A 13,475-nucleotide genomic window follows, 5' to 3' on the forward strand; every position below is an offset into this window, starting at 1 on the left:
AGTCTCAGAGTATGTCGACGACGACTCTCACCTGGATCGGCGGGCCAACGGCCGTGCTCGAGTATGCCGGCCTGCGCATCGTGACCGACCCGACGTTCGACCCGCCCGGCAACTACGTCGAGTCCGGTGAGCCGCCGCTCGTCAAGACGGCAGGGCCGGGCATCCCGCGCTCCGACCTCGGTCCCGTCGACCTCGTGCTGCTGTCGCACCACGAGCACGAGGACAACCTCGACTACGAGGGACTTGAACTGCTCGCGACGGGTGTTCCAACACTCAGCACGATGAAAGCCGCTGGCGATCTCTTCGGTGGTGGAGTGATCGGCTTGGACAACTGGGAGACCCACGAGATCGGCGATGTCACCGTCACCGCCGTGCCCGCGCTGCACGGCCCGCCGGGGTCGGAGGCGCGGCTCGGCCCCGTGATCGGGTTTGTGCTCGAAGCGCCGGGTGAGCCGACCGTATACGTATCCGGGGACAACGCGTCGCTCCCCCTCGTCGAGCAAATCGCGGGTGCGTTCGACCGGATCGACATCGCTGTGCTCTTCGCCGGTGCCGCGCGGGTGCCGCAGATCGACGCCCAGCTCACACTGACGTCAGAGGATGCCGCAACCGCTGCCCGCACGCTGGGCGTCTCCCGCGTTGTCGGCCTCCACACGTCGGACTGGGAGCACTTCAGTGAGGGGCCGGAGCAACTGGCCGCGGCGTTTGAGGGTACGGGGCTGCTGGTGGATTGCCCCCGCGGGCAGCGCGTGGAGCTGTAGCTACTAGAAGGTCGCCGTCTCCGGGTTCGACCCGACGCGCAGACCCTGGTCGAGGCCGTCGATCGCCGCCATCTCCGCCGCGCTCAGCTCGAACCCGAACACGTCAAAGTTTTCCGCCATACGCTCTCGCGAGTTCGTCTTCGGGAAGACGATGATCTCGTGCTGCAGGTGCCAGCGGATCACGACCTGAGCAGGAGTGACACCGTGGGCAGCCGCGGCGTCGGCGACAGCGGGCATCCCGAACAGGTCGTACTTGCCCTGGCCGAGCGGTCCCCACGCCTCCGTGGCGATGCCCTTACCGCGCAGGTACTCGCGCAGCGGCGCCTGAGAGAACGCGGGGTGCAGCTCCACCTGGTCGACGGCAGGCACCACGGTGCTCGCCGCGATGAGGCGGTCCAGGTGCTGCTCGTGAAAGTTGGAGACACCGATCGAGGTGGCAAGTCCCTTCGACTGCAACTCCTCGAAGACGTGCCACGTCTCGATGTAGCGGTCGAGATCCGGGCGTGGCCAGTGGATGAGGTACAGGTCGACGTGGTCGAGCCCGAGCTTGGCGAGGCTCACATTCATGGCGTCGCGTACGGTCTGGGTGCCCTGCTCGCTGTTCCACAGTTTGGTGGTGATAAACAGCTCATCGCGGGGGATGCCCGATTTCGCGATCGCGCGGCCGACACCCTCCTCGTTGCCGTAGATGGCAGCGGTGTCGATGTGGCGATAGCCGACCTCGAGCGCGTCGGTGACAATCCGCTCCGCATGGTCGGGGTCGACCTGGAAGACGCCGAAGCCGAGCTGGGGGATGCTGTTTCCGTCGTTGAGCGTGATCTGCATGACCCCAGCCTAAGTCGGACTGGTCACGGCACTTCGCGCTGGTCGACTCCGGTGTACGCGCTCAGCGGGCGGATGAGCGCATTGGATGCCAGTTGCTCCATCACGTGTGCGGTCCAGCCGGTTACTCGCGCCGCGACAAAGAGCGGTGTGAAGATCGTCGTATCGAAGCCCATGAGGTTGTAGGCGGGTCCCGACGGGTAGTCGAGGTTCGGCTTGATGCCCTTCGCTTCCACCATCGCCGTCTCCAACGTGTCGTAGAGCTCGATGACGTCGGGTCGGTCGTACTCGGCGACGAGCAGTTCGAGGGACGCCTTCATCGTTGGCACACGCGAGTCGCCGTTTTTGTAGACACGGTGCCCGAAGCCCATGATCTTGCGTTTCGCGGCGAGGGCCTCGTCGAGCCATGCGGCAGCGGCATCCGCGGTTCCGATCTCTTGGAACGTGTGCATGACTGCCTCGTTTGCACCACCGTGGAGTGGCCCCTTGAGTGCGCCGATCGCGCCCGTCACCGAGGAGTAGACGTCACTGAGGGTGGACGCGATCACTCGCGCCGTGAAGGTGGACGCATTGAAGGAGTGCTCCGCGTACAGAATCATCGACACGTCGAAGGCCTTCACCACGGTCTCGCTCGGCACCTCGCCGAAAGTCATGTTGAGGAAGTTCGCGGAATACCCGAGGTCCTCCCGGGCATCGATCGGTTCCTTGCCCCACAGGCGCCGCTGCGTGTAGGCGACGATGGCGGGCAACTGGGAGAACAGCGCGATCGCCCGCTGCTGGGTGAGTTCCGCGTCGATCCAGGTGGGGTCGGCGCCGAGCGTCGAGTCGAGGGCGCCGAGCACACTCACCGCCGTACGCACGACATCCATCGGGTGGGCGGTGAGCGGAAGGTCGTCGATCGCGCGTCGCACCGACGGATGCAACGACCGCTGCGAACGCTCAAGGCGCTGGAACTCGGCGAGCTCCTCCTCCGTCGGCAGCTCGCCCTTCCACAGCAGCCACGCCACCTGCTCGAACGAGCACTTTGCCGCGAGCTCCTGCACGGGGTAGCCGCGATACAGCAGCGAGTTCGTCTCCGGGTTGACCTTCGAGATCGCGGTTGTGTCGGCAACAACGCCGACGAGCCCCTTGCGGATGTCGTTCATGTTCACACCTTGAAGTTGTAGATGGACGTGTCGAACGTGTTGTAGGCCTCGTAGTCGAGCAACTCGTACAGCCTCGCACGCGTTTGCATGTCGGGAACCGTCTGCTGGAGGGTGCCGTCCGAGAGGAGGGTGTCGAGTCCCCGCTCCGCGGCACCCATGGCGAGCCGGAGAAGGCTGACCGGGTAGATGACGATGCGGATGCCGACATCCTTCAGCTGCTGCGTGGTGAACAGCTCGCTCTTGCCGAACTCGGTCATGTTGGCCAGCACGGGAACGTCGAGGGCGTTTGTCATCGCCTCGAACTCGGAGAGGTCCTTCATGGCCTCAGGGAAGATCGCGTCGGCTCCGGCATCAACGAGAGCCTTCGCGCGGTCGATGGATGCCGGGAGCCCCTCGATCGCGCGGATGTCGGTGCGCGCCATGATCAGCAGGTTCGCGTCGCGGCGGGCATCGGCGGCGGCGCGAATGCGCTTGATGGCGGTGTCGTCGTCGACGACCGACTTACCGTCGAGGTGACCGCAGCGTTTCGGGTTGACCTGGTCCTCGATGTGGAGACCGGCGACCCCGGCATCCTCGAGGCTCTGCACCGTTCGCGCGACGTTCATGGGCTCACCGAAGCCCGTGTCGGCGTCGACGAGGGTGGGCAGGTCGGTCATGCGTGAGATTTGCGCGGCACGGCCAGCGACCTCGGTGAGCGTGGTGAGGCCGATGTCGGGCAAGCCGAGATCCGCCGCGATCACGGCGCCCGAGATGTAGACACCCTCGAAGTTCTTCTCCTGGATGAGCCTCGCGCTCAGCGGGTTGAATGCGCCAGGGAAACGCAGTAGTTCCCCCGTCGCAAGGGCCGACCGCAGGGCTGCACGCTTCTCGGCGGGGGTTTTCTGGGTGTACAGCATCAGAAGATTCCCTTCGCGGTGACGGCCGGGAAGTCGCCGTTGATGGTGAGGCCGCCGAGTTCGGCTGCCGAGAGCTCCGGGAGCCGCTGCGCGGTGTCGAGGAACCGCTCAATCTCGGCGGAGGCGAGCACCCCGTCAGCGAGTTCGCGGAACTTCTGCACGTACTGCGCGCGGGCGAACGGACGCGCTCCCAGCGGGTGGGCATCCGCCACGGCGATCTCCTCGACGACACGCGAGCCGTCGGTCAGCTCGATCTCGACGCGGCCGCCGAACGCCTTCTCGGTGATGTCGAGCGAGTGGTACCGACGAGTCCATTCCGCGTCCTCGACCGTGGTGACCTTGTTCCACAGTTCGACGGTGTCCGCGCGCCCTGCCCGCTCGGGGGCGTAGGAGCGCTCGTGGTGCCACTCGCCGTCTTGCAGGGCGACCGTGAAGATGTACGGGATGCTGTGATCGAGGGTCTCGCGGCTCGCGGTCGGGTCGTACTTCTGCGGGTCGTTGGCGCCCGACCCGATCACGTAGTGGGTGTGGTGACTGGTGTGCAGGACCGCACGCACGATGTTCGCGGGATCACGCAGCGCCGGATGCTCGTTGCCGAGTCTGCGCGCGAGGTCGATCCACGCCTGCGCCTGGTACTCCGCCGAGTGCTCTTTTGTGTACGTGTCGAGTATTGCCACTCGCGCCTCGCCGGCCTCCGGCAGGGGCACCTCGTAGCGGCCATCCGGTCCGTCGAGCAGCCACGCGATAACACCGTCCTCGCCCTCGTAGATGGGGGTCGGGCTCGTCTGGCCCCGCATGGCTCGGTCGACCGCCTCGACGGCCATCTTGCCGGCGAACGCGGGGGCGTGAGCCTTCCACGTGGAGATCTCGCCCTTGCGCGACTGGCGTGTGGCGGTGGTGGTGTGCAGCGCCTGGCCGATGGCGTGGAAGATGACCTCGGTCGGGAGGTTCAGGAGGGTTCCGATTCCGGCGGCGGCGCTCGGCCCGAGGTGGGCGACATGGTCGATCTTGTGCTTGTGGAGGCTGATCGCCTTGACGAGGTCGACCTGGATCTCGTATCCGGTGACGATGCCGCGCAACAGTTCGGCACCGCTGCGGCCGAGGTGTTGGGCGACGGCGGTGATGGCGGGGATGTTGTCGCCCGGGTGCGAGTAGTCGGCGGCGAGGAAGGTGTCGTGGAAGTCGAGTTCGCGCACCGCAACACCGTTGGCCCAGGCGGCCCACTCGGGACTCGTTGGCTCGGCGTTGCCAAAGACGGTGGAGCCTGACCCGTTGCGCGACACAGGGTGGGCGGCCGCCTGGGCTCGCGCGGACACAACGGGTGCACGCGTGAGGGATGCGGCGGCAACGGCCGCGTTGTCGATGATCCGGTTGATGACCATGTCGGTCACCTCGGTCGTGGGTTCGAGCTGTTCGCTGGCCACCGCGGCGATCTTCCAGGCCAGCTGGTCTTCGCGAGCGAGGTGCTCGTCACTGCGGTAGGTGCGTACGGGGTGAAGCTTCATGCGCGTGGTGTCCCTTCGGCCGAGCATCCGACTGCTCCGATTACCGGTTCGAGGCTACATCGGCTGCGCTTCGCGACCTCACCCACCCCCTCGTGTGATCATCCTCTTTTCCGGAGCTTTTGCCTCGCAGGGCCCCCAAAGCGGTAACCCCTGTGATGTATGCGCATAGCCTCCGGAAAAGTGCTCGACAGACTCGGGCAAGCGGCCAGGCGGGCTGGGCGGGCGTCAGGGCAGGTGCTCGGACCAGGTGCGGAGGATGCGCTCCAGTGCCTCGCGGTCGCTGGGATCGAGCATCCCGACGAGGCGCTGTTCGTTGGCGATGTGCGCCTCGAAGGCACGATCGATGACCGCGCGACCCTCGGCCGTGAGCGCAACAACGCGAGCTCGGCCATCCGTTGCCGACGGCCTGCGCGTGACGAGCCCTGCAGCCTCGAGTCTGTCGATGCGCTTGGACATCGCACCGGTCGTCACCATAGTGTGTTCGGCGAGGTCGCCCGGCGCCCGTTCGAACGGATGCCCGGCCCGCCGTAACGCGGCGAGCACATCGAATTCGCCTTCGCCCAGGCCGTGCTCCCGATACACGGAGACCAACTCGTCGGTGAGGGACCCCGCGAGCCGATGCAGGCGCCCGATGATCCCGATGGGTGAGACGTCGAGGTCGGGTCGTTCGCGCTGCCATTCCTCGAGGATGCGGTCGACGTGGTCCATGTGCAGATATTACCTTCCGCGGAAGTTATTATAACTTCCATGGAAGGTAAATTCCGGTGGATGGTCGTGACGGCCATCGCCCCCATTGCGTGGGGATCGACCTACGTCGTGACTCGTGAGCTACTGCCGGCCGAGCATCCGCTGTGGGGTGCCCTTCTGCGTGCCCTGCCCGCAGGTCTCATCCTGCTCGCTCTCGCGCGCCGACTCCCCCGCGGGAGCTGGTGGTGGAAATCGCTCGTCCTCGGCACACTCAACATCGGCGCCTTTTTTGTTCTCGTGTATCTCGCCGCCGTGCTGCTGCCGTCGAGCGTCGCCTCCACCGTCATGGCGACATCGGCGGGCGTCATCCTCGTGCTCGCGTGGCCGCTCCTCGCTCAGCGCCCGCGACTCGTCTCGGCGATCGGGGCCGCAATCGGGTTCGTTGGCGTGGCCGTCATGCTCGGGCCGGGTGGCGAACCGATCAACGGATGGGGTGTGCTGATCTCGCTCGTCGCCATGACGAGCTCGTCGGTGGGCTTCCTTCTCGCTCGGCGATGGGGTGGAGACGTGCCCCTGCTCGCGTCCACCGCGTGGCAGCTGATCGCGGGCTCCCTTCTGCTCGCGCCCGTGGCGATCATCGTCGAAGGGCCACCGCCAACCCTCGACGCCACCTCACTGTGGGGTTTCGCCTACATCACCATCATCGGAACGGCCGTCGCCTTCGTCGCGTGGTTCGCCGGGCTGCGCCACCTACCGGCGGGAGTGGTCGGCGTGATTGGACTCCTCAACCCCGTCACGGGAGTGCTGCTCGGCACGCTCCTCGTCGGCGAACTCCTCGGGCCCGCACAGATCGTGGGTATCGCCCTCGTTCTGACGGGAGTCCTCGTTGGTCAGTTCGCCGCGCGACCTAGCCGACGGCCTGCGCCACAACACGAGCCAGCCGCTTCCCGATGAGGTGGTCGCTCGCGGCGACCCGGTGAACCTCAACACCGCGCATCCGCGCGACGATACGCATCGAGCCCTCCGAGGCGAACTGGTCGAAGCTGCCGTACACAACCTCGACGGGCGCCTGCACAGCGGCAAGGTCGCTCACCGTCGTCTGGGACTCGATCGAGTTCTCGAGCGACTTCACAAACGGAGTCCACGTGCGCGCGTTGATGTCCATCGCTTTCGGGATGGCGAGGAACCTCTCGACGATGGCCGCGTTCTGGAGCGTGAAGTCCTTGTTCTCGCGGAAAAAGCGGTACGCCTTGAGGTAGAAGTCCATACGCCCGCGTTCGAGATCGTCGGAGAGCTCCCCCGGCGCCAGGTAGATGGGCGGGCTTACGAGCACGAGCTTGTTTACCGAACGCGGCCAGCGAGCGCCGTATCGGGCGGCGATGAGTGCACCCATCGAGTGACCCACGAGAGTGAACGGATGCCCCAGCCGAAGACTCCGGATGGTGCGTCTGATCGCGTTCGCGTGGTCGGCGAGGGTGTAGTCGCAATCCTCGGGCATGGGCGAGGTGCCGAAGCCGAGTAGGTCGATCGTGATGCAACGATGCGAGTCGCGCAGAAGCGGCAGAACGTTCTGGAACGTGACCGACGACGACGCGATGCCATGGATGAGCACCACCGTCGGGCCATCGCCGACGTCCTCCACAACATTGAGGAGGGGAGGTCTCCGCCACGGCCACTGCATGTTCGAGGGTATCGCGAGGCCTTAAGCTGGAGGGCTCATGTCTGAGACCGCACCCACGATCGTGTACCCGCCCGAGCTGCCCGTCAGCCAGCGGCGGGACGACATTATGCGCGCCATTCGCGACCACCAGGTCGTGATCGTTGCTGGTGCCACCGGTTCGGGCAAGACGACACAGCTGCCGAAGATGCTCCTCGAACTCGGTTACGAAACGATCGGGCACACCCAGCCGCGGCGCATCGCGGCACGAACCATCGCCGAACGTGTTGCCGAAGAACTCGGGCAGGAGGTGGGCGGACTCGTCGGCTACCAGGTGCGGTTCACCGACCGGGTTGGGCCGAACACACGCATCCGGCTCATGACCGACGGTGTGCTGCTTGCCCAGATCCACCGCGACCGCGACCTCACGAAGTACAACGCGATCATCATCGATGAGGCTCACGAGCGAAGCCTCACCATCGACTTCCTGCTCGGCTACCTGGCTCAGCTCCTTCCCCGCCGCCCCGACCTCAAGGTCATCATCACGAGCGCGACGATCGACCCCGAGAGTTTCGCCCGGCACTTCGCGGCGACGGATGGCACACCAGCACCCATCATCGAAGTCTCCGGTCGCACCTACCCCGTGGAGGTCCGCTACCGCCCCCTCGTCGCCGAGGTCAGCGAGGACGACGAAGGGGAACCGTCGGAGGATCGCAACTACCTCGACGGCATCACCGACGCGCTCGACGAACTCGAACGGGAGAGCGACGGCGACGTTCTTGTGTTCCTCTCCGGTGAAGCCGAGATCCGGGACGCGGAGGATGCCGTACGCGGGCATCTCGCACGGCGCGGGTCCACCGCCACCGAGGTGCTGCCCCTCTACGGCCGACTCAGTGCCGCGGACCAGCACAAGGTGTTCGATCGCCGCACCCCGGGCATCCGTCGGCGCATCGTGCTCGCGACGAACGTCGCCGAGACGAGCCTCACCGTGCCGGGCATCCGCTACGTCATCGACACGGGTACCGCGCGCATCAGCCGGTATAGCGCCCGGTCGAAAATTCAACGACTCCCCATCGAGGCGATCAGCCAGGCCAGCGCAAACCAGCGCTCCGGACGAAGCGGGCGTACGAGCGAGGGCATTGCCATCCGCTTGTACTCGCAGGAGGACTTCGAGCGACGGCCGGAGTTCACAGACCCGGAGATCCTCCGCACCAACCTGAGCGCCGTCATCCTGCAGATGGTCTCACTCGGTCTCGGGGCCATCGAGGATTTCCCGTTCATCCAGAAGCCCGATTCGCGTGGAGTCAAGGACGGGCTCGATCTCCTCCGCGAGCTACATGCTCTGGACGGCATACAGATCACCAAGGTCGGCCGCCAGCTCGCTCAGCTGCCCGTGGACCCGCGACTCGGACGCATGATCGTCGAATCCGGCCGCCACGGAGTCACGCGTGAGGTCATCGCTATCGTCGCGGCACTCACGATCCAGGACCCGCGCGAGCGACCCCTCGAGAAGCGCGCACAGGCGGACCAGCAGCACGCGCGCTTCGTCGACCCGACGAGCGACTTCGTCACCCTCCTGAACCTCTGGAACTATCTGGAGGACACGCAGCGCGAGATTAGCGGCAACCAGTTCCGGCGCCGGGTCCGCGCCGAATACCTCAACTACCTCCGCGTGCGGGAGTGGCAGGACCTCTACCGGCAACTCGCACGCTCCGCCAAGCAGCTGGGGCTGACCGTCGGCGACCGGTCGACGGATGCCGTGGGCATCCACCGCTCCCTCCTGGCAGGTCTGCTCAGCCATCTGGGTGTGCGCGATCTCGCGAAGAAGGACTACGCGGGCGCTCGCGGAACACGCTTCACGATCTTCCCCGGGTCGGCTCTCGCCAAAAAGCAACCGTCGTCGGTCATGAGCGCCGAACTCGTCGAAACGAGTCGTCTCTTCGCGCGCGTCAACGCCGCCATCGACCTCGCGTGGGCCGAGCCCATCGCGGGTGACCTCGCCAAGCGCACCTACTCGGAGCCGCACTGGGAGAAGAAGCAGGGTGCCGCGGTCGCCTACGAGCGAGTGACGCTCTACGGGGTACCGATCATCGTGAAGCGGCGTGTGCAGTTCGCTCGCATCGATCGGGCCTACGCGAGGGACCTGTTCATCCGGCATGCACTCGTTCAGAATGAGTGGGATATTCACCGTACGGATAAACGCATCACGGCGTTTCTCCGTACCAACAACGCACTCCGCGCGCGCCTCGCGGAACTCGAGGAGCGCACCCGCCGCCGCGACATCCTGCTGGACGACGAGGCTGTCGTCGCGTTCTACGATCGCCGCATCCCGCGCGAGGTCGCTACCCAGCGCGACTTCGAGAAGTGGTGGAAGTCTGCGCGCACCGAAGACCCCGAACTTCTCACCATGCGCGAGGAGGACCTGCTCGAGAAGACTTCCGATGACGATCTCGGCGAGGGTTTCCCGGCGGAGTGGAAGCAGGGCGACCAGACCCTCGCGGTGAGCTACCGGTTCTTGCCCGGCGCGGACGATGACGGTGTGACGATCGCCGTCCCGCTCCCGCTCCTTGCGGGCCTGCGTTCCGAGGGATTCGACTGGCAGGTGCCCGGCCTGCGGGAGGAACTGGTGACCGCTCTCATCAAGGCGCTCCCCAAACCGATCCGCAAAAACGTGGTGCCCGCCGGCGATTGGGCCCGCCGGCTGCTCGAGCCTCTCGCCGGTGAGACGCGCCCGGGGTCGATCACGGAATACCTCGCGTCGGAGATCACTGCGCAGACGTACGTACCGACGAGCCCCGCCGACTTCGACTGGTCGCGTGTGCCCGAGCACCTGATTCCGAGCTTCGCGGTGACGGATGACCGGGGCAAGGTCGTCGAGCGGGGCCGCTCGCTGTCCACCCTCCAGACCGCTCTTGCTCCCGCCGCGCGCGCCTCCGTCGCCAGGGTTGTGGACCGCGCGACCCCTGCACCCACGGCGGCGGCAACCCCTCCGCCTCCGCGCGTCGAGCGCGCCGGCATCACGACATGGGACCTCGGCGACCTCGACCGCATTCGCGACAGCGAGCACGGCGGCAACCGCATCCGCGCCTATCCGGCGCTCGTGGATGAGGGGTCGAGTGTAGCTGTCCGGCTCATGGCGACACCCGAAGACCAGACGCGAGAGCATCGCGCGGGGGTTGTGCGCCTCCTTCTCCTCGCCGTGCCGTCCCCCACGGCGTATGTGCAGGACCACCTGTCGACTCCCGAGAAGCTCATCCTCGCGACGTCGCCGTATCGCACCACCGCAGCTCTCTTCGACGATGCCCTCGTCGCGCTCATCGAGTCGCTCGTTGACCCTTCGGAGATCTACACTGAGCAGGCGTTTGTCGCCGCGAGGGACACCGTGTCCGCAGCAGTTGTCGATGGCCTGTTCGACGCGATTGCTCTCGTCGCCCGCATCCTGTCCGCGGCTCGCGATGCCGACAAGGCGATCCGGGATGCGACGAGCCTGGCCCTCATCGCGCCGCTCGGCGATGCGCGGTCCCAGCTCGATGCGCTCGTGCATCCCGACTTCATCTCGCGCGCCGGCCTGACGCGTCTGCGCCGCTACCCCGTGTATCTCGCGGGCATCGTGCACCGCATCTCAAAGCTCGCGGAGAACGTGGGCCGCGATCGCACGTGGATGCACGACGTGCAGCGGGCGACGGCCCTTTACGTCGAGGCGGGCGGGTCGCTGCCGCTTTCCGCCGATGCTCCCCCGCGCCTCGTCACGGTGCGATGGATGCTCGAGGAATTTCGTCTCAGTCTGTTCGCGCAGCACCTCGGCACCGACGGTCCGGTCAGCATCCAGCGGATAGCGAAGGCGTTAGCGGCGCAGTAGTTTGCGCGAGAGGGAGAGGGCGCACTAGCTTAACGATAATTGTTATCAATAAGCCTAGGAAGGCCCCATGGCCACCACCCGAATCCTCACCACCGCGATCGCGGCTGGCATGCTCCTGGCGGCCGCCGGCCTTCCCGCGCATGCCGCCGACGATACCGCGGCAGGTGGCACCATCGCCTTCGTCTCTGATCGGACGGGCAACGACGAGCTCTACATCATGAACTCCACGGGCACCGAGGTGCGGCAGCTCACCACAAGCCCGGGCTTCGACCGAGCACCCGGCTGGAGTCCGGATGGCGACAAACTCGTCTTCAACAGCCGTCGCGAGCCGCACGCCGACCGGCCCCAGATCTACACACTGGACGTGGCAACCGGGGAGCAAGTTCGAGTCACGGAGAGCCCGCTCGAGGAGCAGCGCGCCACCTGGTCCGGTGACGGGCGCAGCGTGTTCTTCCACCGCGGAGCATTCCTGTCGCAGCCCTACAACCTCATCGAACACAACCTCACCACCGGCGACGAAAGGCAGCTGACCGACTCGACGGATCCGGCGATCTGGAACGCGGCTCCCGCGCCCCACCCCGACGGCGGCGCGCTCCTCTTCCAGTCGAACCGGGATGCACCGGCCGCGATCTTCCCGCAGCGTCTGCAGCTCCTCGATCTCGACACGCTCTCGGTGACACCGATCGACCTCCCGAGTTCGCTCCCGGCCACCACGAGTGTCGACGGGCCACGATGGAACGCGGATGGCTCGGCCTTCACCTTCGCGGCCGATGGTCGGCTCTTCGTCGCCGACGCCAGCGGCGCTCTCCCGACCTGGACCGCCACGGCGGTGACGGATGGCTCGCGCGACGACAGCGCTCCAGCGTTCTCCCCCGACGGCACAAAACTGGTGTTCCAGACGTACATCGAGGGTGAGGATCCCGACGGCGAAGATGACCGAGTTGTCATCAGTACGATCGACCTCTCCAGCGGGGAGATCACCGAGATAGGCGAAGGCCGAACGCCGGTATGGACGGCGATCGAGTGGTTCCCGTCGGCTGAGCCCTCGTCTCCGCAGCCTCCCGCAGCACTCGCGGAGACGGGGTTCGACGTCCCGGGGCTGGCCGTTCCCCTTGGCCTGCTTCTGGTCGGCGGAATCGCGGTCGCCCTCTCCGCACTCGTCGGGCGTCGCCGTTCTCGTTCGCCCCGGTAGCGGTCGATCGGGGTAGCCTGAATCCGTGGCTACCTCACGCGATGTATCGGCGGAGATCGCACGATCGTGGTTGCTCGTCGCCGCGACGAAGCCGGAAGATTTTGATGCGGCCGAGGCCTCACGCGCCGACCAGGTCATCCTCGACGTCGAGGACGCGGTCGACCCGCGACGCAAGCCAGAGGCCCGCGCCGGGATCGTGGAATGGCTCTCGAACGGCGGTAGCGCGTGGGTTCGGATCAACGATCACGCGAGCGATTTCTGGTCGGACGACGTGGATGCCCTGGCCGGGCTTCCCGGGTTGCGCGGCGTGATGCTCGCCAAGACCGAGGCCGCCGAGCACGTCTCGGAGACCTTTGATCGACTTCGGGGCACCACCCCTGTCATCCCCCTCGTGGAATCGGCGCTCGGTATCGAGGAGGCCGCCAACATCGCCAAAGCCCGTGGCGCTTACCGTCTCGCCTTCGGCAGCGGCGACTACCGTCGCGACACCGGTACGAGCGCCGATGACCTCGCGATGGCCTACCCGCGGTCGCGGCTCGTAGTGGCCAGTCGCGTCGGCGGGCTACCGGGTCCCATTGACGGGCCGACGGTGGGCACCAATCATCCGGTGCTCAGGGAGCAGTCATCCGTCGCCGTCGCGCTCGGGATGACCGGCAAGCTCTGTCTCGATATCGACCAGTTGCCCATCATCAACGAAGTGATCAGCCCAACCCGCTCGGATGTCGCGTGGGCACGCGAGTTCTTGGCAGACTTCGAGGCCCGCGGGCGCGTCATTCGGGACGGCAGTGACCTGCCGCGCCTGGGTCGCGCCGAGAAGATCGAGCGCCTTGCGCGCGCCTTCGGCGTCGAACCCGCGTAACGGCGCGCGACGCGCCGCTCGCCACTGGCGAACGACATTCACTACAGTCCTCCTAGGCCGACGTTCGGTTCGGCCTAGGACTGGGGCCTGTC

The 13,475-nt window shown here is 66.5% G+C and carries 11 protein-coding genes; 5 read left to right on the forward strand and 6 right to left on the reverse strand.

Features of this window, described 5'->3' with window-relative positions; translation table 11 throughout:
- The first annotated feature begins 11 nt into the window (after positions 1-11).
- Entirely contained in the window at positions 12-761 is a 750-nt protein-coding gene (locus LH407_RS03885) for an MBL fold metallo-hydrolase (protein WP_322132607.1), read from the forward strand.
- 3 nt (positions 762-764) lie between these two features.
- Here the strand turns inward: LH407_RS03885 and LH407_RS03890 are convergent, their stop codons facing one another.
- From LH407_RS03890 to LH407_RS03910, 5 genes are all read right to left on the reverse strand, one after another.
- Entirely contained in the window at positions 765-1,586 is an 822-nt protein-coding gene (locus tag LH407_RS03890; RefSeq protein WP_322132606.1) for an aldo/keto reductase, read from the reverse strand.
- Between the two features lie 23 nt (positions 1,587-1,609).
- Positions 1,610-2,728: a bifunctional 2-methylcitrate synthase/citrate synthase gene (locus tag LH407_RS03895; RefSeq protein WP_407650635.1), complete on the reverse strand. Its 1,119-nt coding sequence runs from the start codon at positions 2,726-2,728 to the stop codon at positions 1,610-1,612.
- 2 nt (positions 2,729-2,730) lie between these two features.
- Positions 2,731-3,624 carry a methylisocitrate lyase gene (prpB, locus tag LH407_RS03900; protein WP_322132604.1) on the reverse strand — a complete coding sequence of 298 codons (894 nt, stop codon included), beginning with the start codon at positions 3,622-3,624 and terminating at the stop codon, positions 2,731-2,733.
- Positions 3,624-5,129: an MmgE/PrpD family protein gene (locus tag LH407_RS03905; protein ID WP_322132603.1), complete on the reverse strand. Its 1,506-nt coding sequence runs from the start codon at positions 5,127-5,129 to the stop codon at positions 3,624-3,626. The genes prpB and LH407_RS03905 overlap by 1 nt, the downstream gene beginning before the upstream one ends.
- 225 nt (positions 5,130-5,354) lie before the next feature.
- Positions 5,355-5,837, reverse strand: a complete 483-nt coding sequence (locus tag LH407_RS03910) for a MarR family winged helix-turn-helix transcriptional regulator (protein WP_322132602.1) — start codon at positions 5,835-5,837, stop codon at positions 5,355-5,357.
- Positions 5,838-5,876: 39 nt separating this feature from the next.
- Here LH407_RS03910 and LH407_RS03915 point away from each other — a divergent pair, with 39 nt between their 5' ends.
- Positions 5,877-6,770, forward strand: a complete 894-nt coding sequence (locus LH407_RS03915; protein WP_322132601.1) for a DMT family transporter — start codon at positions 5,877-5,879, stop codon at positions 6,768-6,770.
- Here the strand turns inward: LH407_RS03915 and LH407_RS03920 are convergent.
- Positions 6,724-7,497, reverse strand: coding sequence for an alpha/beta fold hydrolase (locus LH407_RS03920; RefSeq protein WP_322132600.1), 774 nt, complete (start codon positions 7,495-7,497; stop codon positions 6,724-6,726). The two genes, LH407_RS03915 and LH407_RS03920, sit on opposite strands and share 47 nt — an antisense overlap.
- A 37-nt stretch (positions 7,498-7,534) precedes the next feature.
- Here LH407_RS03920 and hrpA point away from each other — a divergent pair, with 37 nt between their 5' ends.
- From hrpA to LH407_RS03935, 3 genes are all read left to right on the forward strand, one after another.
- Positions 7,535-11,332, forward strand: coding sequence for an ATP-dependent RNA helicase HrpA (gene hrpA / locus LH407_RS03925; protein ID WP_322132599.1), 3,798 nt, complete (start codon positions 7,535-7,537; stop codon positions 11,330-11,332).
- A gap of 67 nt (positions 11,333-11,399) precedes the next feature.
- Positions 11,400-12,524 carry a TolB family protein gene (locus LH407_RS03930; protein ID WP_322132598.1) on the forward strand — a complete coding sequence of 375 codons (1,125 nt, stop codon included), beginning with the start codon at positions 11,400-11,402 and terminating at the stop codon, positions 12,522-12,524.
- 25 nt (positions 12,525-12,549) lie between these two features.
- A complete protein-coding gene (locus LH407_RS03935; protein WP_322132597.1) occupies positions 12,550-13,383 on the forward strand; it encodes an HpcH/HpaI aldolase/citrate lyase family protein in 834 nt (277 codons plus the stop codon).
- The last annotated feature ends 92 nt before the right edge of the window (positions 13,384-13,475 follow it).

The organism is Antiquaquibacter oligotrophicus (assembly GCF_020535405.1).
Taxonomy (GTDB): Bacteria; Actinomycetota; Actinomycetes; order Actinomycetales; family Microbacteriaceae; genus Rhodoglobus; species Rhodoglobus oligotrophicus.